The organism is Pseudidiomarina aquimaris (genome assembly GCF_003987395.1).
Classification (GTDB): domain Bacteria; phylum Pseudomonadota; class Gammaproteobacteria; order Enterobacterales; family Alteromonadaceae; genus Pseudidiomarina; species Pseudidiomarina aquimaris.
Genome location: NZ_PIPT01000003.1, coordinates 151,130 through 175,583 on the forward strand (window position 1 = coordinate 151,130; position 24,454 = coordinate 175,583).

The 24,454-nt window shown below is 49.9% G+C and carries 16 protein-coding genes; 10 read left to right on the forward strand and 6 right to left on the reverse strand.

Features of this window, described 5'->3' with window-relative positions:
* Window positions 1-99 precede the first annotated feature (99 nt).
* Both CWE21_RS05225 and CWE21_RS05230 read left to right on the forward strand, forming a co-directional pair.
* On the forward strand, window positions 100-2,298 hold the full coding sequence (locus CWE21_RS05225) for a M3 family metallopeptidase (RefSeq protein ID WP_126833391.1): 2,199 nt from the start codon (window positions 100-102) through the stop codon (window positions 2,296-2,298).
* A gap of 184 nt (window positions 2,299-2,482) precedes the next feature.
* A complete protein-coding gene (locus CWE21_RS05230) occupies window positions 2,483-5,059 on the forward strand; it encodes a TonB-dependent receptor plug domain-containing protein (RefSeq protein WP_126833392.1) in 2,577 nt (858 codons plus the stop codon).
* A gap of 73 nt (window positions 5,060-5,132) precedes the next feature.
* Here CWE21_RS05230 and CWE21_RS05235 read toward each other — a convergent pair whose 3' ends face one another.
* Complete coding sequence (locus tag CWE21_RS05235; RefSeq protein WP_126833393.1) at window positions 5,133-5,621, reverse strand: DUF2165 family protein; 489 nt, start codon at window positions 5,619-5,621, stop codon at window positions 5,133-5,135.
* A gap of 248 nt (window positions 5,622-5,869) precedes the next feature.
* On the opposite strand from CWE21_RS05235, the gene CWE21_RS05240 reads away from it, so the two are divergent.
* Window positions 5,870-8,095 carry an NADP-dependent isocitrate dehydrogenase gene (locus CWE21_RS05240; RefSeq protein ID WP_126833394.1) on the forward strand — a complete coding sequence of 742 codons (2,226 nt, stop codon included), beginning with the start codon at window positions 5,870-5,872 and terminating at the stop codon, window positions 8,093-8,095.
* A gap of 63 nt (window positions 8,096-8,158) precedes the next feature.
* On the opposite strand, the gene CWE21_RS05245 is transcribed toward CWE21_RS05240, so the two are convergent.
* The 3 genes from CWE21_RS05245 to CWE21_RS05255 form a co-directional block, all read right to left on the reverse strand.
* Window positions 8,159-10,168 carry a GGDEF domain-containing protein gene (locus CWE21_RS05245; RefSeq protein ID WP_126833395.1) on the reverse strand — a complete coding sequence of 670 codons (2,010 nt, stop codon included), beginning with the start codon at window positions 10,166-10,168 and terminating at the stop codon, window positions 8,159-8,161.
* Window positions 10,169-10,256: 88 nt separating this feature from the next.
* Window positions 10,257-10,850, reverse strand: a complete 594-nt coding sequence (locus CWE21_RS05250; protein WP_126833396.1) for a YqiA/YcfP family alpha/beta fold hydrolase — start codon at window positions 10,848-10,850, stop codon at window positions 10,257-10,259.
* A 17-nt stretch (window positions 10,851-10,867) separates the two neighbouring features.
* Window positions 10,868-11,533, reverse strand: a complete 666-nt coding sequence (locus CWE21_RS05255; protein ID WP_157982731.1) for a HEPN domain-containing protein — start codon at window positions 11,531-11,533, stop codon at window positions 10,868-10,870.
* A 121-nt stretch (window positions 11,534-11,654) separates the two neighbouring features.
* Here CWE21_RS05255 and CWE21_RS05260 point away from each other — a divergent pair, with 121 nt between their 5' ends.
* Complete coding sequence (locus CWE21_RS05260; RefSeq protein WP_126833398.1) at window positions 11,655-12,299, forward strand: hypothetical protein; 645 nt, start codon at window positions 11,655-11,657, stop codon at window positions 12,297-12,299.
* Here the strand turns inward: CWE21_RS05260 and CWE21_RS05265 are convergent.
* Window positions 12,279-13,676, reverse strand: a complete 1,398-nt coding sequence (locus CWE21_RS05265) for a serine hydrolase domain-containing protein (RefSeq protein ID WP_126833399.1) — start codon at window positions 13,674-13,676, stop codon at window positions 12,279-12,281. The two genes, CWE21_RS05260 and CWE21_RS05265, sit on opposite strands and share 21 nt — an antisense overlap.
* Window positions 13,677-13,686: 10 nt before the next feature.
* Entirely contained in the window at window positions 13,687-14,550 is an 864-nt protein-coding gene (locus tag CWE21_RS05270; RefSeq protein WP_126833400.1) for an SMP-30/gluconolactonase/LRE family protein, read from the reverse strand.
* Between the two features lie 157 nt (window positions 14,551-14,707).
* On the opposite strand from CWE21_RS05270, the gene dnaE reads away from it, so the two are divergent.
* The 6 genes from dnaE to CWE21_RS05300 all read left to right on the forward strand — a co-directional run bounded on the left by dnaE (window position 14,708) and on the right by CWE21_RS05300 (window position 24,449).
* The gene (gene dnaE / locus CWE21_RS05275; RefSeq protein ID WP_126833401.1) at window positions 14,708-18,220 is read left to right on the forward strand and encodes a DNA polymerase III subunit alpha; all 3,513 of its coding nucleotides are present in this window, start codon (window positions 14,708-14,710) and stop codon (window positions 18,218-18,220) included.
* 38 nt (window positions 18,221-18,258) lie between these two features.
* Window positions 18,259-19,215: an acetyl-CoA carboxylase carboxyl transferase subunit alpha gene (gene accA / locus CWE21_RS05280; protein ID WP_126833402.1), complete on the forward strand. Its 957-nt coding sequence runs from the start codon at window positions 18,259-18,261 to the stop codon at window positions 19,213-19,215.
* A gap of 21 nt (window positions 19,216-19,236) precedes the next feature.
* The gene (tilS, locus tag CWE21_RS05285) at window positions 19,237-20,244 is read left to right on the forward strand and encodes a tRNA lysidine(34) synthetase TilS (RefSeq protein WP_126833403.1); all 1,008 of its coding nucleotides are present in this window, start codon (window positions 19,237-19,239) and stop codon (window positions 20,242-20,244) included.
* Window positions 20,245-20,253: 9 nt separating this feature from the next.
* Complete coding sequence (locus tag CWE21_RS05290; RefSeq protein ID WP_126833404.1) at window positions 20,254-21,147, forward strand: DMT family transporter; 894 nt, start codon at window positions 20,254-20,256, stop codon at window positions 21,145-21,147.
* Window positions 21,144-23,111 carry a cation:proton antiporter domain-containing protein gene (locus CWE21_RS05295; RefSeq protein WP_126833405.1) on the forward strand — a complete coding sequence of 656 codons (1,968 nt, stop codon included), beginning with the start codon at window positions 21,144-21,146 and terminating at the stop codon, window positions 23,109-23,111. Before CWE21_RS05290 ends, CWE21_RS05295 begins: the two co-directional genes overlap by 4 nt.
* A gap of 99 nt (window positions 23,112-23,210) precedes the next feature.
* Window positions 23,211-24,449 carry an efflux RND transporter periplasmic adaptor subunit gene (locus CWE21_RS05300; protein ID WP_157982732.1) on the forward strand — a complete coding sequence of 413 codons (1,239 nt, stop codon included), beginning with the start codon at window positions 23,211-23,213 and terminating at the stop codon, window positions 24,447-24,449.
* Window positions 24,450-24,454 lie beyond the last annotated feature (5 nt).

The window sequence follows — 24,454 nt, forward strand, 5'->3', positions numbered from 1 at the left end:
CTTGAGCCCCTGTTTACCAACGGTTACATTATTGAACGTTATAAACTAGCCCGATCTGCTATGGTAAAGGGCTACATAATTCACAGGGGAGTCTTACTCATGCGTAAAAGCCTGATCGCCGTTGCTATTGGTGCCGCACTAACTGTTGCTGCATGTGCCGATAAAGAAGCAGCGCAAACAACTGAACAACAAGCTGAACAACAAGTTCAACAAGCCGAGCAACAGACCGCTGCGGCAACCTTCAATGAATCGAATCCGTTCTATGCAGAAAGCACCTTGCCTTTCCATGCACCAGATTTCACTCAAATCGAGTTTGCTCATTACGAACCTGCGTTACTTGCAGGGATGGAACAGCACACTGCTGAAATCGAAGCGATTGCTAACAACCCAGAACCAGCGACGTTTGAAAATACCATCGTTGCCATGGAAAAATCAGGTGCTTTGTTAGGTCGTGTGAGCTCAGTATTCGGTAACGTTGCAGGCTCTGCTGGCAACGATGACTTCCGTGCTTTGCAAGTAAAAATGGCGCCTAAGTATGCGGCGCACGGCGATAATATCAGTCTGAACCCTGATTTGTTCGCACGCGTGAAAACGGTCTATGAAAACCGTGACCAGTTTGAAGGCGAAGAGTTGCGCTTGATTGAAGATACCTATAAAGGTTTCGTTCGCGCGGGTGCAGAGTTAAACGAAGAGCAAAAAGCGCGAATTCGCGAAATTAACTCTGAGCTTTCGTCGCTGACCACTGAATTCCGTAACAACCTCATGAGTCTGGTTGACGAGAATATGGTTGTGGTTGAAGACAAAGCAGAGCTTGCTGGTTTGAGCGATTCACAAATTGCACAATTAGCCGCAACTGCTGAAGCTAAAGACATGTCTGGAAAGTATGTGATCACGGTCACCAACACCACACGTCAGCCAATTTTACAGTCGCTTGAAAATCGCGAACTGCGCGAAAAAGTTTGGCGTGCTTCTGCCGAGCGTGGCTCTGGCAACACCGCAACGGACAACCGTCCACTGGTTAAACAAATGGCGCAGTTGCGTGCTGAAAAAGCGCAGCTTCTGGGTTATGAAAACTGGGGTGCTTACGTACTTGAGCAAAGCATGGCCGCTACGCCAAGTGCCGCACAACAAATGTTGCGTGACTTAGTGCCAGCAGTAGTAAGCAACGTTGAAGCCGAAATGGCCGAAATCCAACAAGTGATTGATGGCGAAGGCGGTGATTTCGAAGTTCAGCCATGGGACTGGGCATACTACGCAGAGAAAGTACGTGCTGAGAAATATGCGCTCGACTCAAATGAAGTGAAGCAATATTTCGAGTTCAACCGTGTGGTTGAAGACGGCGTTTTCTACGCAATGAACCAGTTGTTCGGTATTACTTTCGAAAAACGTGACGATATTCCAACGTATGCAGACGACATCGTTGTTTACGAAGTGAAAGACGTTAACGGTGAAAGCCTTGGCTTGTTCTATGGCGACTGGTTTACCCGCGACGGTAAGCGTGGTGGTGCATGGATGAGCTCATTTGTTAGTCAGTCGCACTTGCTTGGTAACAAGCCAGTGATCTTGAACAACATGAACATCACCAAAGCACCTGATGGCGAACCTACATTGTTGAGCTTTGACGAAGTAAGCACCATGTTCCACGAAATGGGGCACGCGTTGCACGGCATGTTCTCTGACGTAACTTACCCGTCACTGGCAGGTACTTCGGTATCACGTGACTATGTTGAATTCCCGTCAACCTTCCAAGAAGACTGGACGTTGAACCCGAAAGTTATCGCTAATATGGCGAAGCACCATGAGACAGGCGAGCAAATCCCACAAGAATTGCTTGATAAAGTAATGGCTGCGAAAAACTTCAACATGGGTTACGACACCCTTGAGTACATTGCCGCAGCATTGCTAGACCTTGAGTATCATACGCTTACTCCTGATTCAGCAGCGGGTATTGCGGACGTTAACAGCTTCGAACAAGCTGCATTAACACGCAATGGCGTAGCGGTTGAAGCGGTACCACCACGTTACAAGTCTAACTTCTTTGCACACGTGTTTGCTGGCGGCTATTCAGCTGGTTACTACGCTTACATGTGGTCAGAAGTATTAGCTGCAGATGCCTTTAAATTCGTACAAGACAATGGCGGTTTGACCTTGGAAAACGGCCAAGCATTTCGTGATGCGATTTTGTCGAAAGGTAACAGCAAAGACCCAATGCAACAGTACATCGACTTCCGTGGCCAAAAGCCTACGGTAGATGCGTTACTTGAGCGTCGTGGTTTGACTGCGCCGACCATCGACTAAGACTGACTACGACTTTAGTCGAATAAAGTCTGCTAAAAAGCCCGTCAAGCCGTTGAGGTTTGGCGGGCTTTACATTTTCATTACACTGTTATCTTGCTGAATTTCTTGTTTTATGCCATAAGTTAAGTTCATATTCTTTAAGAATATGTTAACTCATGTGGAAAATTATCCAGGGAATATCATCATGAAAACACCATTTCAATTATCGTTGTGCGCACTGGCTCTCAGTGCTTTTTACTCTCCACAGACTATCGCTCAAGAGAATGACTCTAGTGCTGAGGCTGACGAACGTATTCAAGTTACCGGTTCACGTATCAACCGCACAGATCTTGAAGGCGCATCTCCTGTAGATGTCATCTCGCGCGATGAAATAGAGGCTTCGGGTTTTTCTAATCTACAACAGTTGCTGGAGCGTAATCCGGCTGCTGGCGTGGGAACTTTCTCAACGCGTGGCAATAGCCAAGACTCTACCGCCAACGGCGGGGCAGCAGTAAGTCTGCGTGGCTTTGGCGCAGATGCGACATTGGTACTTGTGAATGGGCGCCGCGTGAACGTATCGGCGTTCGCCGAAGGGGTTGCCAACTCGTTTGTCGATATCAATACCATTCCGGTAGCGGCCATTGAGCGCATTGATATTTTAAAAGACGGCGCTTCGGCCATCTATGGATCTGATGCGGTTGCAGGTGTAGTCAACGTTATTTTGCGTGACGATTATGTAGGCACTGAGTTCAATGCGGGTTACGGCGGTACCACTGGGCCTTCGTACGATGAAACAACGTTTAGCACAGTCTGGGGTAATGGCGATTCATCGGGCAACACCACTGTTATTCTCGATTACTTCAAAAACTCATCCATCATGGGCTATGAGATGGGCCGATTCGGTACCGCCAACCAAGCACCTTATGGTGGTAATGATTTTCGCTCATCACGTGGTTATCCAGGGAACTTCATCCTCAATGGTGAAGTGGTTATTGATCCCGGTTGTCCAGCAGAAAATGCGTTCGGTCAAACCTGTGTCTACGACTATGGTCCGTGGACGATGACGATTCCTGAATCTGAGCGGGTGGGCGCATTAATTCTTGCGAATCGCGAACTGGGTAATAATGTTGAAGGCTACTTGGAAATTGCCGCGCAGCACAATTCGTCAATGGCAGGTGGTGCTGCGACACCACTGGACCTAGATGCAGGTTTATATGTGCCGGCAGATCATCCGAATAATCCATGGGGAGAGCGGGTTGATATTAACCGTTATCGTACAGTTGATGCTGGCAATCGGGTCTGGAGTATTGAGTCGGATACATTGCGTTTAGTAGCAGGCTTGCGCGGTATGGTCGGTATGTGGGACTGGGACGTTGCAGTGCAAAAAGCACGTAGCCGTTCGTTGCAAACCGGCGACAAGTCGCAAGGTTGGGTACGTACTGACTTGCTGCAGGAAGAAATCAATGCTGGCCGGTATAATCCGTTCGGTGGTGTGACCAACCCGCAAAGCGTGATTGATGCAATTACTACAAGCCTTGTACGTCGTGGTGAATCTCACCTTACTGCAGTTGACGGGAGTATCACCGGTGAAGCCTTCGAACTTGCTGGTCGTCCCGTAATGATGGCAGCCGGCTTTGAATATCGCGAGGAAGACGTTGAAGACATCCCTGATGATCAGTTCCAGCGTGGTTTAATCTTTGGTACTGAGTCGGTTTCAGCTAGCGCTGAGCGTGACCAGTGGGCTGCGTACGTTGAGTTTTTAGCGCCACTAACCGATGACCTTGAATTGAGTGTTGCAGCCCGTCACGATGATTATAGCGATTTTGGAACCACTACTAATCCACAAGTGAAGCTGCGTTGGAATGCGTCAGATACCTTAAGTTTCCGAGCTTCTTATGGTGAAGGTTTCCGTGCTCCGTCACTGGCGCAAATTGGTCTTGGGCCGTCACAGGTGTCACAGTTCTTCCTCGATACCTATCGTTGCCCTGAAGTTGATCCGAGCAATCCAGCGTGTGCGGCGACCGACTACACCATCGTGTTTGGTGGTAACCCAAATCTTGAAGCTGAAACCTCTGAGAGTTGGAACCTTGGCGCAGTTTGGCAGGTCAACCGAGACTGGGATATTAGTGCGGATATCTGGTCAATCACTCAAGACAATAAAATTGATCGAAATGACTTTGAGTTGGTTTATCAAGCTGAGTGTAACAACCAAAACAGCACCGTGTGTGTGCGTTTAGATCCGCTACCAGGCGAAACTCTGGGTCCGTTGTCACGTCTGTATAACAGCTATATCAATATTAGCTCACAAGAAGCTAATGGTATCGATTTTTCAACAAACTATGGCATGTCTCTTGAGGATATGGGCGATCTTAAATTTGCCTTAGATTGGTCATACATGAATAAGTTTGAGAAAAATGGTATCGACTATGCGGGCGAATATAATTACCCCGAGCACCGTTGGGTGGCTTCCGCAAATTGGACACGTGGAGTGCTTGGCGCAACTGCGACCCTGACTTATATCGGTGAGTTTGAGGATTACCAAGCGCCACAAGCTGTAGAAGCGAGTGAAGCTAGAATGATCGATGCACAAACACTGTTAGACTTGCAGGTTCGTTATGATGTTTCAGCGAGCATGCAGTTGGTGTTTGGCGGTACCAATGTCTTAGACGAAGAACCTCCATTTGCTATCGGTGATGGTGATGGAGACCTATATGGTTATGCTTCTTCAGTACATAACCCTCGTGGTAGCTTCGTGTATGGCAAGGTCAGCTATAAGTTTTAAATAGCTTTACTTACATACTTACAGTAAAAGGGATAGCTTGGCTGTCCCTTTTTTTAGGTTTGACTGGTGCCTTTTATTCCCGCTCAGGTTGATAGATAAACCAAGTGATCAAGGCGATGGAAGCTAAATAGATAAAAGCTCCGCGCATGGATGCGTCGCCCAGCTCGGTCTGCCACATTTGAAAAAATGCGCCACCGATGACTTGGAAAAAGCCAAACCATACCAGTAACGCAATACCGGCACCGACCAAAACCCAATACTTTTGTGCTTGAAAAACAACACTTTCATTACGTGCGCCGAGTAACCTCCAAGTGGCAAAGAGTAAAACCAGGCCTGCGATAAACTCCGCAGCGATAACTAAAGTCGCTGCAAACCATACCAAACTGGGTTGTGTCACGTTTACAGCGAAGGTTTGAGGGTAATACTGGTGACCGTCCATACCCATTACTGCCGACATTACGCCAAAAACAGCGTCAACATTAGCGATATTTTGTAGGGCGTAAAAAAGACAAAGGTAACTTAGCGCTAAGGTAAGTAGTATTTTTATCCATTTGAGTAGCATCGTGGGTTCCTCTCTATTATTCGTTATTCGTTATTCGTTACCCGAATGACCGCACGGATAAAGAAGGAATAGACTTTCGTTGTGGAACTGTCAAAGATAGGTAAGGCCATAATTCATATTATGAATACTCAATTTCAAGCTATGCTTACTGGTCTATAATCCGCTTTATTGCTATACTTCGCGCCACTTTTCACATCCTTTACGAACCTATTTGTGAGTAGGTTAGTGCAACCAAGTAAGGAATGACTATGGCGAATGACAAATCAAAGATTATCTACACGGAAACCGACGAAGCGCCGCGTTTAGCGACCTATTCGTTGTTGCCGATTATCCGCGCCTTTACTGATGCTGCAGGCGTTTCAGTTGAAACTCGTGATATTTCTTTGGCGGGGCGTGTCATTGCGTTGTTCCCAGAATTTTTAAGTGAAGAACAGCGGATCAATGATGCTTTGGCAGAACTGGGTGAGCTGGCGAAAACGCCAGAGGCCAACATCATCAAATTGCCAAACATCAGTGCTTCAATTCCGCAGTTGACGGCCTGTATCAAAGAATTGCAAAGCCAAGGCTATGCCTTACCTGACTATCCGTTTGAACCAAAAACTGACGAAGAGCGCGACATCAAAGCGCGTTATGACAAGGTTAAAGGTTCTGCGGTAAACCCTGTGTTACGTGAAGGTAACTCAGACCGTCGCGCGCCGGCGTCTGTTAAAAACTATGCCAAGAAACACCCACACCGTATGGGCGCATGGAGCAAGGATTCACAAACACGTGTTGCTCACATGGATGATGGCGACTTTTACAGCAGCGAGCAGTCAACTACGTTTGCGCAAGCAGACGACTTAAAAATCGTGCTAAATACGCCAGCGGGTCAGACTGTACTGAAAGACTCGGTCAAAGTGCTGGCTGGTGAAGTTGTTGATTCAGCGCGTATGGATGTGGCGCAGCTACAAGAGTTTTTCGCCCGTGAAACTGCGAAGGCGAAAGAAGAAGGCGTTTTGCTCTCGTTGCATTTGAAAGCAACCATGATGAAAGTCTCTGACCCCATCATGTTTGGTCATGCGGTCAAAGTTTACTTCAAAGAGTTGTTCGACAAGCATGGCGAGCTATTTAAAGAATTAGGCGTTGATGCCACCAATGGTTTTGGCGATGTGCTAGCAAAAATCGCTGACTTGCCAGCCGAACAACGTGCAGAAGTCGAAGCCGATATTCAAGCGGTGTACGACAACCAGCCTGATTTGGCGATGGTGAACTCACACAAAGGTATCACCAACTTGCACGTACCAAGCGATGTCATCATCGACGCTTCAATGCCAGCGATGATCCGCGACTCGGGCAAAATGTGGAACAAAAACGACGAGCGTCAAGACACCCGTGCGATGATCCCTGACCGTTGTTATGCCGGTGTGTATCAAGAAACCATTACCTTCTGTCGTGAAAATGGTGCGTTTGATCCAGCAACTATGGGTACCTGCCCGAACGTTGGCTTGATGGCACAGAAAGCCGAAGAATACGGCTCGCATGACAAGACTTTTGAAATTCCAGCGGATGGTACGGTGAAAGTTTTGAACCAAGCGGGTGAAGAGGTTTTCTCGCATGACGTGAAGCAAGGTGACATTTGGCGTATGTGCCAAGTCAAAGATGCGCCGATTCGCGATTGGGTCAAACTTGCAGTGAACCGTTCACGTTTAAGCGGCATGCCTGCGGTCTTCTGGCTTGATGCAAATCGTGCCCACGACGCTCAGTTGATTGAAAAAGTCGAGACATATCTGAAAGAGCACGACACTGACGGTCTTGATATTCAAATCATGGCGCCGGTTGATGCGACGCGTCACACATTACAGCGCATGAAAGAAGGCAAGGACACTATTTCTGTCACCGGTAACGTATTACGTGACTACTTGACTGACTTGTTCCCAATTCTTGAATTGGGCACTTCAGCGAAAATGTTGTCAATCGTGCCACTGATGAACGGTGGTGGTTTGTTTGAGACGGGCGCTGGTGGTTCTGCACCTAAGCACGTGCAACAGTTTGTTGAAGAAAACTACCTGCGTTGGGATTCACTCGGTGAGTTCTTAGCGTTGGCGGCTTCGCTTGAGCATCTAGCACAGCGCACTGACAACCAACGTGCACAGATTTTAGCTGATGCTTTAGACAAAGCGACTGCGAAGTTCTTAGAAAACGATAAATCGCCAGCACGTAAGCTAGGTCAAATCGATAACCGTGGTAGCCATTTCTACCTGGGCATGTACTGGGCCGAAGCTCTCGCGGCGCAAACTGAAGATGCGGACTTAGCTGCGCGCATGGGTAAATTGGCAAGCTTCTTGAATGAAAACGAAGCAAAAATTGTTGATGAACTCAATGGCGTGCAGGGCAATGCAGTTGAAATTGGCGGTTACTATCAGCCAAATGGTGAACTGGTAAGCAAAGCGATGCGTCCGTCAGCGACGTTGAATGAAGCACTAGCAAGTCTCTAACCTGTTAGCTGCTCGTCCGTCTTAACGACGAACAGAAGGCCGCACTTGTTGCGGCCTTTTTTATTACCGCACTACTAATGTCTGCGGTTCGTTGTTTGGCAGCTGATAGCGGATCCGATTGCGGCCTTCCGCTTTCGCTTGGTAGAGCAGAGCATCGGCCTGTTTTACCGTCTCTTCCCAGTTCGGTGGCATCCGACTGCTGGCGATGACGTTACAACCGCCGCTAAGGGTGATATGCAAACGCCCCACGCTGGTATGGAATGCTTTGCCACTGATGTCACTGAGGAGTTTGCGCGCGACTTGTAAAACTTGCTCGCTGTTGACATGTTCCAACACGATCAAAAACTCTTCACCACCCCACCGTACCGCCATGTCCGTTTTGCGAACTGCCTGTCGCAAGCGGCGGCCGAACTCAATTAAGACTTCATCGCCAACGCTATGGCCGTGCTTGTCGTTGATGGTTTTAAAATGGTCAATGTCAATTATAAATAATGCGTGATCACCGGTGTAAAGACGCTTGTCATCTTGTAGTAATCGGTCATAGATAGCGCGTCGATTGTAGAGGCCCGTTAATGGATCACGGAGTGATTGTTCATGGAGTTCGTTATTGGCATCGTTCAACAGGGCATTGAGTCGCCGCGTTTTGCGGTAGCCAAAGGCGAACAGCAGGATAAGCAGGATCAGCGAGCCGGCAGCCACAGCGAAGAGTTGTTGTTGGCGTTGTTTGACGGCTAACTCTTGTTCTTGGAGATCAGCTTGTTGTTCTAGTAATTTTATCTCATAGGATTTTTCTGCTGCTTGATAACGCACTTCGAGCTCGCTGATCTTTTGCTCGCGTTCTTCGGTAGCCAACTCGGATGTCATTTCCACTTGCTGCTGCAACACTTCTGCCTGCTTTTTATAGTTACCGGCAACTTCGTAGGCGCGCGCGATGTGGGTTAACAGGATGGCTTGCTCACGCTTTTGTGCAAAGCTGTTGAACACTTCGGCGGCGGCCAGCATTTCTTCTAGCCCTTGCTCATGTTCCCCTTGTAATACTTTGATGTAGCCAAGGTTGAACTCGGTTACAGAGCGTTCATTGACGTTACCGATCTCTTTTGCGACGGCGAGCCCTTGTTGTAGATAGAGCTTCGCCTCATCAAGTTCGGACATTAACAGCTTGGCTGCGCCCGCATTGTTATAGGCCAACATTTCGACCCGAGGGTTATCCAATAAGCGACCGGACTCTGCGGCTTTAAGAAACGCTGCGACAATCTCATTTGAAGGCCCCTCGGCATATTGCCGCGAATAAGCCGCAACCAAGTAGAGTTCGGGGAGGTGATTGTTATTGCCTGAGCGCAATGCGTCACTAATGGCATTTTCAGCTGTTTGTGCAGACGCTTCCCAGCGTCCGAGGTTAGCTTGCATGCGTGCTAGATGAAGGTTCAAAAATTGCCGACGACGTTGCTGTTCAGATGGCTCCGTTTGTGGGATTAACGTCTGAGCGGCGAGCAAGTGCTCGAGTGCCTTGGGGATTTGTCCATTTTGTTGCAAGGTACGCGCGATCAAATGATGGGCATGATAGCGTACCCGAGGATTCGTCACGTCAGGCAACAGTGCTTCGACGCTTTCTGCTTCGACTAACGCCTGCGCATAGTCGGCGTTGGCTAAATAAATTTCAGCAAAATCGATTTGCACTTCGGCAATCGCATTAGGATTACCGCTCTTTTGCGCAATGCTTTGCACTTCGTTGGCAATGGCCAATGCCGCGGGTAGTTTTTGCTCCAAGGCAAGCGTTAACACTTGATAGCCCTGCGCACGGACAAAGGTTTCGACTGGGGTATCGACGTCGACATTACGTAATAATTCGTTTAGCGCGCTACGGTTACTGGGAACTAAGTCACCGTCCATCAGCTCGTCCAAGCGTGCTTCTAAAGCTGGATCTTGTTGGCTAGTAGCGGTGGGTGCAACGATTGCAGTCTCATCGTCAAAAAGTGCGAAAAAGTGCTCTTGTTCAGCCGCAGCAGATTGGCACCCAAGCAACGCAAAGATGAGTACGGTAGGAGTGGTCAAAGTTTTACTGCGGTAGCCCATTGCCGTGCCATATTAATAATCTGGGGACGTTTCTTAACCTTACTCGTTAAGGCATGAGCTGTCTAGATTTTACCCACGCTTTTCTAAGCTAATCAGTACCTTTGAAAAAAGCTATGATTTGAGCAGGATAGCGCGCGAAGTCGACAAAACCGTGATCGCCCCCAGTCTCGATAGTTTGACGTGCGTGAGGCAACGCGATGACAGCTTCACGATAGTCCAAAAGTTCATCAGCGGTTTGCGCAAGCAGCCAGCAATTATCGTCGCTAAGTGCTGAAGGGTACGTTGGCTCGAGTTGTAGCAGAGTGTCGACGTAACTTTCGCGCCACTCATAAGGACTGTTATCGTAGTAATTGATAGCCTCACCCAAAGCACGTTGCAATGAGGTTCCAGCGTGCATCGAAGGGTTAATGAGCACGACTTTAAGATGATATTTGACTGCCAGGCAATGGGCATAAAAACCACCCAGTGAAGAGCCCATCACGCAAAGCTGCTGGGGCGCCAACAGAGCAGATAGTTGCTCTACCAATTCAGTTAAGGTTTGCCATGCAAGGGCTGGGATATGAGAAAGCGATGGCGCAATAAAGCGAATATCGTGCTTGGCACAGTAGTCGCGCATTATTTGCGCTTTACTACCAAAACCATTCGAGCCGAAGCCATGAATAAACAAAATGACCGGTTGCATGCGTGCCTCAGGAAGTTTTAATCAGTGATGAAGTATGCGGCATCAGCCCAGACTTCGTTGCCGTGCTGCATCATCAGTTGCAAGGTAATAGGTAATAGAGCTGCAAGAATACCGCAGGCATCGCGCAATTGCTCGCGATTAAGTCCACCATTCCAAGTGGCACCACCGTGCACCAATTGATTTCGGAGTGTATAGAGTCGATCCATGATGATGCTCAGGCTTGTTACGACATTACTTTCCGCCAGTGCTTGATGTGCTGCGCGCTTGGCTGAAGCGAAAGTGTCTTGCCAACTGTCTGCTGGGTTACGGCCAGAGGCACAATCCCAAAATGGCTGAAAAACATAAGGGTTATCCATCAAGGTGCGGATCTTGGTGGGGTAGTGTTGCCAGATGACCTGATAAAGCTGTTGCGTTTCGTCGTAGTCGACAATGCGGGTGAAAAACCGCGCAAAAGCATCGCGCTGCTGTAAGCGTTGATCATGGGTGTATTCACTGGCGTACGCGGCGTTGAAGCTGATCCACAAAAACAGGAACTCGGCATCCAGATCTTCTCGGGCACGCTCTTGTTCAGCTCGGTCGAGCCAACTGAGCGCGCGATGGACGCGCAGCGATAAGCCTTGGTTCCAGGTATCGCGGTGCGCACGTTGATAGTTTTTGAGTTGCTTGTGGGAAAGCTCTGTCATGTCTATCTCGCTAGAAATTTAATCGAAATTAGAATTAGTTGTATCACAATTGCTTGTGGCGTTGCAGTTGCTTGTGCTAACTTTTTTAAAAGAAAAGTTAACAAAAGGGATTGTTAAACCTATGTCGAAGTTTGTCCATTTAAGCTATTGGGTTGTCATTTTGGTACTGAGTGCACTGCTGTGGCGAGCGCATAATGACACTGTTGCGGAACCGAATACGTCCTTAGTAAACGGCGACGAGCAAGCTTCAGCAACAGCTTCGCAGCCGGCGAAGCGTTCTCCGGGAAATGAAGTAACAAACGAAAACCTCGGTACCACCAGCAAGCTATCTGAGCAACAACCTAGCGCCACAACGCCGGTGCCACAAGACGACATCCGACAGGTTGCTACAGTGGTTCGCCCAGCCACTGAAGATGAGGCGACCGCGCGTATGATGGCGCAGTTACAACGGGCGCAGAGTTACCCAGAGCGTTTGCAAAGGGAAGGAGTGGATCAAGATTGGAATTACCAAGTGAGCAGCGATGTCGAGCGTATTTTCTCTGAAGTGACGGGGTTGTCTGAGGACTATTTAGGCGAAGTAAACTGCCGCATGAGCTTATGCGAGGTGCAAGTATCCGCAAACACCACCGCGCCGATCGATACCATGATGCGCTTGCAAAAAGCCTTGATTGAGATGCCGTGGTACACCGAAGATTATTCCACAATCTTCGATGCCACGGATAAAAATGGTTACTACCGCATTTATTTAGAGCGCGAGAGCCCCTAATACGTCGCGCGCAAAATCATGTTCATTAAAGCCTGGCTCACCGGCGATATCGTAGCCGCGACGGACAATCACGAGGTTGTGACTCGGGATGATCACTAAAAATTGACCGCGGTTCCCGCGCGCAGCAATGGTATCATTCGGTAGTTCAGGGAAACGCTCATTATAGAGCCACCATTGCGCCCCATAACCAGGGGCACCTTCAGGCGGCTGTGCTGGCGCGGGGGTGCTGATGTACGCAAGCCAGTCGTTAGGTAAAAGCTGCTCGCCGTTCCATTGTCCGTTCTGCAGGTGCAATACACCTAGCCGGGCGAGATCTCGCGCGGTGGTCCACACTTGTGAAGACAGAATAAAGTCATCCTGCCAATCGGTTTCCAAAAAGGTGTGATGCATACCGACTTTATCGAGTAGCTGCTCATACGGGAAACGCAGATAGCCATCGCTGGTAGCGAAGCGCTCACGCAGTGTACGTAGGGCCAAAAGCGTATCGTTGTTGGCGTATTTCCAGCGCTCACCTGGCGTCACTTCGAGCGCACGCTCGGTTGCAGTATCACTCACCAGTCCGCCGCCCATATACACGCGATCGGTACGATTACCGGCGCGATTGCTATCGAGGCCAGATGCCATGTGCAATAAATTCGCTAGGGTAATGTGGCGACGTGGATCAAGTTCATGAGACCAATTCTCGAGGGCCGCAGGTGTGTCGACTTCGAGTAATTGTTGTTGCACCGCCACCCCGATGACACTAGCGCCAATACTTTTCGCTACCGACCAAGTCCGCTGTGCGGTTTCTGGAGTAAAACCAGGTAGGTATTGCTCGGCGAGGATATGCTCAGGCGTGGCGACCAAAATGGCTGAAGTACGTGCGCCACTACCGTAAGCTTTGCTAAAGGCGCGCTCAACCACCTCTGCTAATGCCTGCTGTTGCGCAGCAGTTAAGCCATTGGGTGTAGCTGACCAAGGCGCGCCTGAATCAGCGCTCGGTGCTGTACTGTCGGCAAAAGGGTTAGCGACTTTTTTCAGATCGGCGCTGCTGGCGCCAACGGGCAAGTCCACACAACCAAGCTTGGGTCGCCAAACTGAAATACGCTGACGTTTGCCGCCGTCATAACTCACGCTGACGAACTTATGTTGGTGATCGATATTCGGTGTTAACTCTTGCACCTGCGCCGCAACTAAGTCGTAGATGCCGGTGAGTTCATCGCGACGAATGGCGTCCATTTCTTTCTGTCCATTAAAGACCGCACTGCAGGTGAAGCCCGCGAGATAGCCCGCTGCATAAGCATGCTTGGTGGTTTCGGTTTCTTCGGCATGACCTACCGAGAGCGCTCCGGCACTAACAAGCAGCGAGGTAAGCACATAAGCAGAAAGAGGACGCATGATATTCGCCTTAGTTAGTTGAGTTTAAGGTGATTTTAAATATCTCAGTCTGATTGGTCACGTAGAGCACGCGGCCATCGGTCTCAACTAACGTAACATTCGCCGTAAAGTCGGGGAGGGCTATCGTTTCAAGCAGCTCGCCGCTGGCGTCGTAGACGTAAATTCCCTCGGGGCCAGCAACGTATAGCGTACCGTCGGCGGCTACGGCCATGCCATCCATGCCTTGATCATATTCACCTTCAAGTTCGGCAAACAAACGCTTATTGGTAATGCCTGCAGGGCTTACATCGTAAGCAAATATCTGCCAACGATAGGCGTCGGTGACATAAAGTGTCTGCTCATCAGGGCTTAAAATAATGCCATTAGGGCGGTGCAGTTGGTCATCGATGAGAGTTAATTCACCCGTTGTTGAGAGGGCGAAAACTCCAGCGAAAGCAAGCTCCTGCTCTTCTTCGCTCACTGCAAAAGGTGGGTCGGTAAAATACAGCACGCCATTTTCACCAAGTACGAGGTCATTGGGACTGTTGAGTCGTTTGCCTTCATAGGCATCAGCCAGTGACGTCTGCGTGCCATCGGCATTCAAACGCGCAATACGTCGCGCAGTGTGTTGTGCCATGAGTAAGTTGCCGTCGGCATCGGCAATCAAGCCGTTGGCACCACTTGAAGGGCGCACGGCGACTTCGCTACCGGTCTCAGGCTGCCAGCGGTAGATGGTGCTGGCAGGGATATCGGAAAACCATAAAGCATCATCGTGCCAGAGCGGCCCCTCGGTAAACTGATGGCCGTCACTTATGACCTCAATTGTATGCTCTTGGGCTGATATAGTTGGTATAAACGTAAGCAGCAAAAGAACCCATAGCAGTTTATTTTTCATTATCTTAGCCTCAGGTTTGTAACGGTAAAAAGTGTGACTTCAGCTTAGTCGAATAAGCGCAAAAAGACACCCGAACAGATTGAATCAGGGCATGACATCAGTGCTAGCATGCGGCACAATAGACGGATAGTCTCACGATAAGAAACGCCGATTGCGCATGACGGAACAAGCTCAAGACTCTACGCCAGCCTTTATTCACTTGCGGGTGCATAGTGATTTCTCGATGATTGACGGCCTCGCCAAAGTCGGACCTATTTGCACGGCTACGGCCGACCAAGGCATGTCGGCGCTGGCGCTGACCGATCAGATGAACATGTGTGGCCTGGTACGGTTCTATCGTACGACCCACGGCAAAGGTCTCAAGCCGATTGTCGGCTGCGATTTGTGGGTGTTACCTGAGGGCTGGACGGCAGACAGTCAGGAGCAACCTTTTCGCTTAACTGCGCTGGCGATGAACAATGACGGTTATCAGCAGCTGACGCAGCTTATTAGTCGTGGCTACTTGGCTGGGCATCGCGCAGGGCGACCTTGTGTTAATAAAGAATGGCTAGCCGAACATGCGAACGGTGTGTTGTTACTCAGTGGTGGTCGCGAAGGCGATGTGGGACGCAAGCTACTGCAAAATAGAAAAGCCGAAGCTGAAACTGAACTCGCTTTTTATCAACAGCACTTTCCCGATCGTTATTATCTCGAACTGTTGCGTACGGGTCGGCCGCAAGAAGACGATTACTTGCATGCCGCCGTGGCGTTGGCTGCTGAGCAAGATGTGCCGGTAGTTGCGACCAACGAAGTGGTCTTCTTGCGACCGGAAGACTTTCATGCGCACGAAGTTCGGGTTGCCGTAGCAGACGGCTACACCTTAGACGATAAACGCCGACCGAAAAAATACAGTCGTGAACAATATCTGAAAAGCCCAGCAGAAATGGCTGAGCTCTTTGCCGATATTCCAGAAGCGTTGGCCAACACCGTCGAAATTGCCAAGCGCTGTAACGTAACCATTACCCTTGATGAATACGTACTACCGGCGTTTCCAACCGGTGGCATGACCCCCGAAGATTTCTTGGTCAAGAAATCGGAAGAGGGCCTCGAAGAGCGTTTGTTGCAGCTCTTTCCTGACGAAGCTGAGCGCGCCGAGAAGCGCAAAGAATATGATGAGCGCCTAAAAATAGAGCTCGACGTGATTAACCAAATGGGCTTCCCCGGTTACTTCCTGATCGTTATGGAGTTCATCCAGTGGTCGAAAGATAACAATATTCCGGTTGGCCCGGGGCGTGGTTCAGGTGCCGGATCTTTAGTTGCCTATGCACTGAAAATTACCGACCTTGACCCGCTAGAACTCGATCTCCTATTCGAGCGATTCTTGAATCCAGAGCGGGTCTCCATGCCTGACTTTGATATCGACTTTTGCATGGAGCGTCGAGATGAGGTCATTGACCATGTAGCCGAGCTCTATGGCCGTGAGGCAGTGTCACAGATCATCACTTTCGGTACCATGGCGGCCAAAGCGTCGATTCGTGACGTGGGTCGTGTGCTCGGCCATCCTTATGGCTTTGTCGACAAGATCACCAAGTTAGTCCCAGGCGATCCGGGCATGACCCTTGAGAAAGCCTTCGAGGTTGAGCCGCGCTTACCGGAAATGTACGACCAAGACGAAGACGTGCGCGACTTGATTGATATGGCGCGTATTCTTGAGGGGGTAACGCGTAACGCAGGTAAACACGCAGGTGGTGTGGTCATCGCCCCTGAGAAAATCACCGATTTTTCGCCGTTATACTGCGATGAAGAAGGTAAACAGCCGGTCACGCAATTCGATAAGAACGATGTTGAAGCGGCGGGCTTGGTCAAGTTCGACTTTTTGGGCTTACGGACGCTGACGATCATTCAGTGGGCGCTTGATATGGTGAATGCGAAACGCAGCCGTAAAGGTGCGGAGCCGATTGCGATCGAGCGCATCCCCTTAGATGACCCGCGTTGCTTTAAGTTACTGAAAAAGGCGCAAACGACCGCTGTGTTTCAGCTTGAATCAAGCGGTATGAAGCAGCTGATCAAAAAGCTGTTGCCAGATAGTTTCGAAGACATCATCGCTTTGGTTGCTTTGTTCCGACCGGGTCCATTGCAATCCGGCATGGTCGATAACTTTATCGACCGTAAGCACGGGCGCGAGCAGATCTCCTACCCTGATAAAGACTACCAACACGAGTGGTTGAAGCCGATTCTCGAGCCGACCTACGGCGTAATTTTGTATCAAGAGCAGGTAATGCAAATCGCCCAGGTCTTGGCCGGCTACTCACTCGGTGGCGCCGACTTGTTGCGTCGTGCGATGGGTAAGAAGAAACCAGAAGAAATGGCCAAGCAGCGCGCGGTGTTCGCCGAAGGTGCTAAGAAGCAGGGCATTGACCCTGACCTCGCCATGAAAATTTTCGACTTGGTAGAGAAGTTTGCTGGCTACGGCTTCAACAAATCACACTCGGCCGCCTATGCCTTGGTGTCGTATCAAACGCTGTGGATGAAAACCCATTATCCAGCAGAGTTTATGGCTGCAGTAATGTCCGCCGATATGGACAACACCGACAAGATCGTCACCTTAGTCGATGAATGTGAGCAGATGGGACTGAAGCTCATGCCACCGGACGTTAATGTCGGTCAATATAAGTTCACCGTCGATGATGAAGGTAATGTGGTTTACGGTATCGGCGCTATCAAAGGCGTAGGAGAGGGGCCGATTGAGGCAATCCTTGCAGCGCGTAGTGAAGGCGGTGCGTTTAGTGATTTATTTGATTTCTGCTGTCGGGTGGATTTGAAAAAGCTTAACCGCCGCGTGTTGGAACGCTTGATTCGTGCTGGCGCGATGGATTCTCTCGGGCCGCATCGCGCGGCGCTTATGGCAACCTTAGAAAAAGCTATGCGCCAAGCCGAGCAGCATGCCCGCGCTGAGGCTATTGGGCAGTCTGACTTATTTGGCGTATTAACCACAGCGAGCGATACTGACGAAATCGAGCACGAATTCGAAAAAGTGCCGGAGTGGCCAGAGGCTATCTGGCTGGACGGCGAGCGTGAAACCCTTGGACTATACTTAACGGGACACCCGATCAATCGCTTCCGTCGTGAGTTACGCAACTATGTGCCATGCAATTTGAGCGATGTCCGCCCCACTGGGCGCGACCAAATGACCACTATCGCAGGTTTAGTGATCGATATGCGGGTGATGGTGAACAAGAAGGGCGCGCGTTGGGCCATTGTGACGTTAGATGACAAGACCGCCCGCTTTGATGTACGCTTTTTTGCACAAGATTATGAAAATTACGAGCATTTGCTGGCGAAAGACCAAATTTTGGTCATAAAAGGAGAGGTCAGCTTTGATGATTACTCGGGGGGCAATACAATGACCGCCCGAGAAGTTATGACCATAACGGGTATGCGCGAGCAATATGCCAAAGGCTTGCGTGTTGCGGTACGCCCAGAGCATCTAGAAGGTGCTGGCATGAAGAAGCTGTTAACGACGTTGCAGGCCTATAAAGGTGGTGCATGTCCGCTGCTTATTGACTATCAACGGCCGGATGTAAAGGCCAGCTATCAAGCCGCAACCGAATGGTACATAACGCCAGAAGACGAATTAATTTATGAGCTGGAACAACAGCTTGGGCCACAACAGGTCGCACTAGAATTTTGATCCGCAGCGGGCAATGACCGTTGCACATGGGAGTCCAAATGAATTTGCAATTTTTAGAGTTCGAGAAACCAATTGCCGAATTGCAGGCACAAATTGATGAGCTAAAAGCCGTTGGTGCAAAAGGCGACTTTGATATTTCGATTGAAGAAGAAATTGCCAAGTTGCAAGAGAAGCGTGAGCAACTGATCGAAAAAATCTTCGGCGACTTGGGTGCCTGGCAAGTTGCACAAATGGCACGTCATCCCTTACGCCCTTATACGTTGGACTACATCGAGCATATTTTCACTGACTTCGACGAGTTGGCAGGTGATCGCGCGTTCGCCGATGACCGTGCGATTGTAGGTGGTACCGCCCGTCTTGACGGTCAACCGGTCATGATCATTGGCCATCAGAAAGGCCGTGAAACCAAGGAAAAGATTCGCCGTAATTTTGGTATGCCTAAACCAGAAGGCTACCGCAAGGCGCTGCGCTTAATGGAAATGGCTGAGCGTTTCAAAATGCCAATTATTACTTTCATTGACACACCGGGTGCCTATCCGGGTATCGGCGCAGAAGAGCGCGGCCAGTCAGAAGCGATTGCCCGCAATCTGAAAGTCATGGCGCGTCTCAATGTACCGATTGTTTGTACCGTTATCGGTGAAGGTGGTTCTGGTGGGGCACTGGCGATTGGTGTGGGTGACCGCGTGAATATGCTGCAGTACTCAACCTACTCGGTGATTTCACCAGAAGGCTGTGCATCCATTTTATGGAAGAGTGCCGAGAAAGCCTCTATCGCAGCTGAAGCGATGGGTGTTACAGCCGATCGCAGCCTTGAACTTGGCCTCATTGACCAAATCATTCCTGAGCCATTGGGCGGCGCTCATCGCGACTACTCAGCGATGGCGCAGAGTTTGAAACAACGCTTACTGAGTGACTTGGCTGACTTAAAAGGGCTGGATAAAACCGCTCTGTTAGAGCAGCGTTATCAGAAGCTGATGTCATTTGGCTACTGCTAAGTCGACTCGGCTTAACGCAAAGTGAACGTTGAGTATCGCGACCTTTATCCAGAATTCTCCGTAGCGTTAGCCGCGCTAACGCTGCGTCCCTCACAACAAATTGTCGCTTGTCTCGGTGGCGGTGCAGATTCGCAAACCATTCTTGATCTTCTCGATCGCTGGCGGACTGAACATCCAAACCTGAGTTATCTCGCTATTCATCTCGATCACCGTTTTCATCCTAGTTCCGCTGAATGGGCGGCTGGTTTAGAAAAGGATTGCGCGCGGCGTGGTTTTCCGCTGCGCTGCGAGGTCCTACCGGTTGCACAAGGTGCTCGTATTAGCAAAGAAGCAGCAGGACGCGAAGCCCGTTACCAAAGGCTTAGCGAGTTGGCCGAAAGCGATGCAGTTATGCTGCTGGGGCAGCACCGAAATGACCAAATCGAGACATTCCTGCTGCAACTCAAGCGTGGCGCCGGGCCGAAAGGGCTGGCCTCAATGGCCCATGCGATAGCAAGTGATGCGCCACAGCGACCGGGTCAACAAACTTGGCTGCGGCCTTTACTGGGTGTCAGTAAGGCAGAAATTTATGCATACGCGGAGTACCATCAGCTGCATTGGATTGAAGACGATACAAACTACGACACCGCAATTGACCGCAACTTCTTGCGTCATGAAGTCGTCCCAAAGCTCGAACAACGCTGGCCCCATTTTGGCAACGCGGTGCTGCGTAGTGCGCAACTTTGTGCCGAGCAACAAGACGTACTCGATGAACTATTGGCAGAACAATTAAAACAGCTGCTAAATAGTGACGGGGCGCTTGCAGTTGATCCGTTACGGGAACATTCAGCGGCGACCCAACGGGCGTTATTAAGAGCTTGGTTGCACCAAAATGGTGCAACTATGCCGTCTTATGCGCAACTGGAAGAAATTCGCACTCAAATGGTGCAATCCGGTAATGATAAGCAGCCGCAGGTCGGGTGGGGTAGGTTTTTACTGACTCGCACACGACAACGCTATTTACAGTTGCAACAACGTCACGAGCGTTGAGGAGAATAAATGGCTGCGCCGCCCGTAGAACTCAATCAACGCCGAGCGTTGACGTTTGGTTTGGCCGCTGTTGCGCTGTGGTCGACGGTGGCAACGGCCTTTAAGATCGCGCTGAGCTATCTGTCGCCGCTTCACTTGCTATTCCTTGCTGCGCTCACCAGTACCTTTATCTTTTTTGTCTTACTCGCTTGGCAGGGTCGCATACGTGAAACCTTTGCTTTAGGACGACAGCGCTGGCTGTTTTACTTAGGACAAGGCGCACTGAATCCGTTTATTTACTATTGGGTGCTGTTTGCCGCCTATGACCAATTGCCGGCGCAACAGGCGCAAGCGATCAATTACACTTGGGCTATTACTATGGCACTGCTGGCCGTGCCGCTGTTGAAGCAACGTTTGAGTCAGCGAGAACTGTTGGCGATGCTTGTTGCCTACGGCGGCGTGGTGCTGATTGCAACCGGCGGGCAATGGGACTTTGCCCAAACCAATTGGGTTGGCATCGGTCTGGCATTGCTGAGCACTATGCTATGGGCCAGTTATTGGCTGATTAACACCAAAAATAAGGATGCCCCAATTCCCGCGATGTTTTGGTGCTTTGCCTTTGGTAGCCTATTGTTAGCATTAGCCGTGAGTGTGGATCCGACACCGGTCCCCTGGTTCGAATGGCGAGCACTGGTTGCCGCAGCTTACGTGGGCTTATTTGAAATGGGCATCACTTTTTTATTATGGCTCACGGCGATGCGCACGGCAGAACGGACTTCACAACTGTCGATGTTAATTTTTTTAAGTCCGTTCATGAGTTTGTTATTGATTTACTTTATTCTAGGTGAAGTGATTCAAACAACGACATTGATAGGACTCAGTTTGATTTGTCTTGGTCTTTACCTACAAAGGAAAAAAGCATGAATGGAGCTTTTGCGGACGTACTGTTACTTCTCGCTATCGCCGTAGTTCTGGTGTGGGGCTTTCGCCGCATCAAACTGCCTGCCATTCTCGCCTATCTCGTTGCGGGTATTATTGCCGGTCCTGATGTCACCGCGTGGATAAAAGATCCAAACGATTATCACTTTGTTGCAGAGCTCGGGGTAGTTCTGCTGTTGTTCTCGCTTGGGCTTGAATTCTCGTTGCCGAAAATGATTGCCATGCGACGTTTAGTATTTGGTCTCGGTGCGGGTGAAGTGGTTATTTGTACGCTCATTTTTGCTGGGCTTGCGTACTTGTGGATGGGCGACTGGACAGCGGCAATGGTGATTGGTGGTACCTTGGCACTCAGCTCCACCGCGGTGGTGATTAAGCAATTAGGCGAATCCTCACAACTTACCACGCGCAAAGGGCAGGCCACTGTCTCAGTGTTGCTGTTCCAAGATATTGCGGTGGTGCCGATGTTGATTATCATCCCGCTGTTAGCCGCAGAAAATGCACAAGTAGGTATTTGGGAAAGCCTCGGCATAGCGCTCCTGAAAGGAGCCGGCGTCGTTGTCGTACTGATGGCGATTGGTAAATGGGTGTTACCCCATATCTTCCGAGAAATCGCGCGCTTGCGTACCGATGAGCTTTTTGTTTTAGCGACCTTGCTTGTCGCTTTAGTGGCCGGTGGCTTGACTCATTTGTTTGGTTTATCGATGGCGCTCGGGGCGTTTTTGGCCGGCATGATGCTTGGTGAGAGCAAATACAAACACCAACTTGAAGCAGATATACGGCCGTTTCGCGATATTCTGATGGGGCTTTTCTTTATTACCGTGGGGATGCAATTGAACCTACAGGTGTTCTGGCAGAATCTGCATTGGATTTTGCTCGCCGTGCTAATTATTGGTGCTATTAAAATGGTAGTCGTGCGGTTATTAGCCGGTACTATGGGCGAACGCGAAGAAGACGCATGGGGCGCCGGCCTCATGCTATTCCAAATGGGTGAATTTGGTTTCGTACTTGTCTCGTTAGCGCTTACTTACGCGTTATTACCGCAAGATATTGCCTCTATGCTGGTGGGTGTCGGGGTGTTGGGGATGGCTGTTACTCCGTTGGTGATTCAGCGTTGTCGACAACTGGTTGCGCCCTTGGTGCGCGGGCGCACACGCGGTGAGCAAACTGAAATTATTCAGCCCGATGTTTCAGAACCCAAGCGCGTATTGGTCTTAGGTTTCGGTCGTGTTGGGCAAACCATCAGCCGCTTCTTGACTAACGAAGGCATTGACCACTTAGCGATTGACCATGACACCAAGCGGGTGCAAGAAGCTGTGGCGGGTGGCGCCAAGGTATATTTTGGTGATGCCGCACGACGCGATATTTTAAAAACAGTGCATGCTGATCAGGTGGAGCTCATCATTATAAGCTTTGCAGAAGACTTCAAAGCGCTCGAGGTACTCAAAGCCATCCGTGAACTCAATGAGCATGCCGAAGTTATCGTTCGCTCGCGTGACGACTTGCATCTTCAAGAAATGATGGATGCAGGTGCAACGCAAGTTGTTCCCGACACACTTGAAGCAAGTTTGATGCTTGTTTCTCAAGTTCTAAGCCGCTCTGGTATTCCGATACGCCGTATTTTGTCACGCTTAGACCAAGCTCGACGGTCGCACTATGGCGACATGCATGGCTTTTATCCTGGTGAAACGACGGATATGGATCCAGAAAAGATTGATCGGCTACAGTTTTTGCATGCGGTACAGTTAAACGACAATGCTTATGCTTGTGGTAAAGAGTTACGACAACTGGGACTCGATGAGCTCGCGGTGCAAGTGAAATCCGTGCGTCGTGAAGAAGAGGAGTTCAGTGAAGTGCATGGTGACTTCGTTTTAAACAAAGGTGATGTTGTCTTGCTTGCCGGTGGCCCGCGTGCAATCGAGGCCGGCGAAAGTTATTTGTTGAATGGTTAATGTAACAGTTGTTACAACTCGCAACATAATCTGGCTTAATAATCCCCACAAGCTAGCGCATACTATGCGCCATCTTCATGTTCAATTGGAATGATCTCAATGGCTTTTAAGAAACGTGCTCTACTTCCTCCGCTCATCATTATTGTGGCGATCGCTCTCGTGGTGTTGCTCGGTATGCTGCGCCCGCAGTTACCGATGCGTTCGATGGAACGCCCAGCCGTCCTTGTTGAAATTCAAGAAGCGCAAGCTGAAGACATTAACCTGTTAGTAAGCGGGCAAGGTAACGTAATGGCTAAGCACACCACTAGCTTGGTAACGCAGGTGAGTGGTCAGGTGATTGAGATCGCACCTAACTTCCATAACGGCGGCTACTTTAATAAAGGCGATATGATCATCAAAATCGACCCGCAGGATTACCAAGTCGCCCTGCAAAATGCTAAAGCAAACTTAGCGCAAGCCAAGGCTGCACTTGCTGAAGAGAGTGCACGAGCCAAAGTCGCCAAAGAAGAGTGGGAATCGCTGCAGCTTGGCGAAATTCCAGCGTTAGGTTTGCGCGAGCCGCAAGTTGCGAGCGCGGTCGCGGCGGTCCAATCGGCAGAAGCTGCAGTTGCCAAAGCGCAACGCGACCTTGACCGTACCGTCATTCGAGCTCCCTTTGCAGGCTTACTGCAGAACAAAAACGTCGATTTAGGTCAATTCGTGAACCAAAGCAATCAGGTCGCACAAATGATGGGAACCGAAATCGCCGAAGTGCGCGTGCCACTGAGTGACCGCGATCTAGCTTATCTTCAGCTCCCTAGTAAAGACCAAGAAAGCGACTTTCCGCGCGTCCGTTTGAGCTCTTTTGTCGCCGGCGAAAAGTATGAATGGCAAGGTCGTCTGGTGCGCAGCGAAGGTGTATTGGATAGCAATAGCCGTGTCATCTACGGCGTAGTAGAAATAAAGGACCCGTATAATCGCGAGGGGCAAACCCACGAAGAGATTTTGCGCTTTGGCCGTTTTGTGCAACTCGAAATTGAAGGTAAGTACGTTGAGAATGTCTTCCGTGTGCCGCGCTACGCTCTGAATACCGATGGCAACTTATGGTTGGTCGACGAGGAGCGCCGCTTAAAACGTCAACATGTTGAGGTGCTGCGCGCTGAAGAAAACCAAGTCATCATCAATGAAGGTTTGGAAGCTGGCGACAAAGTGGTGCTAACGCAATTAGCGAATGCGCTGCCAAGCATGAAGGTGCGTTTACCTGGCGACCCATTACCGCAACAAATGGAGCGGCCAAAAGCTGAACAAGATGACACCGCAGTCGCGGCGAAAGACGCCTCTGACGAAGCTGGCGAGTAAGGAGC

Excerpts from the sequence above, each read along its gene's own strand:
- CWE21_RS05225 (WP_126833391.1), top strand. The coding sequence starts at position 100 with ATGCGTAAAAGCCTGATCGCCGTTGCTATTGGTGCCGCACTAACTGTT.
- CWE21_RS05230 (WP_126833392.1), top strand. The coding sequence starts at position 2,483 with ATGAAAACACCATTTCAATTATCGTTGTGCGCACTGGCTCTCAGTGCT.
- CWE21_RS05235 (WP_126833393.1), bottom strand. The coding sequence starts at position 5,621 with ATGCTACTCAAATGGATAAAAATACTACTTACCTTAGCGCTAAGTTAC.
- CWE21_RS05240 (WP_126833394.1), top strand. The coding sequence starts at position 5,870 with ATGGCGAATGACAAATCAAAGATTATCTACACGGAAACCGACGAAGCG.
- CWE21_RS05245 (WP_126833395.1), bottom strand. The coding sequence starts at position 10,168 with ATGGGCTACCGCAGTAAAACTTTGACCACTCCTACCGTACTCATCTTT.
- CWE21_RS05250 (WP_126833396.1), bottom strand. The coding sequence starts at position 10,850 with ATGCAACCGGTCATTTTGTTTATTCATGGCTTCGGCTCGAATGGTTTT.
- CWE21_RS05255 (WP_157982731.1), bottom strand. The coding sequence starts at position 11,533 with ATGACAGAGCTTTCCCACAAGCAACTCAAAAACTATCAACGTGCGCAC.
- CWE21_RS05260 (WP_126833398.1), top strand. The coding sequence starts at position 11,655 with ATGTCGAAGTTTGTCCATTTAAGCTATTGGGTTGTCATTTTGGTACTG.
- CWE21_RS05265 (WP_126833399.1), bottom strand. The coding sequence starts at position 13,676 with ATGCGTCCTCTTTCTGCTTATGTGCTTACCTCGCTGCTTGTTAGTGCC.
- CWE21_RS05270 (WP_126833400.1), bottom strand. The coding sequence starts at position 14,550 with ATGAAAAATAAACTGCTATGGGTTCTTTTGCTGCTTACGTTTATACCA.
- dnaE (WP_126833401.1), top strand. The coding sequence starts at position 14,708 with ATGACGGAACAAGCTCAAGACTCTACGCCAGCCTTTATTCACTTGCGG.
- accA (WP_126833402.1), top strand. The coding sequence starts at position 18,259 with ATGAATTTGCAATTTTTAGAGTTCGAGAAACCAATTGCCGAATTGCAG.
- CWE21_RS05290 (WP_126833404.1), top strand. The coding sequence starts at position 20,254 with ATGGCTGCGCCGCCCGTAGAACTCAATCAACGCCGAGCGTTGACGTTT.
- CWE21_RS05295 (WP_126833405.1), top strand. The coding sequence starts at position 21,144 with ATGAATGGAGCTTTTGCGGACGTACTGTTACTTCTCGCTATCGCCGTA.
- CWE21_RS05300 (WP_157982732.1), top strand. The coding sequence starts at position 23,211 with ATGGCTTTTAAGAAACGTGCTCTACTTCCTCCGCTCATCATTATTGTG.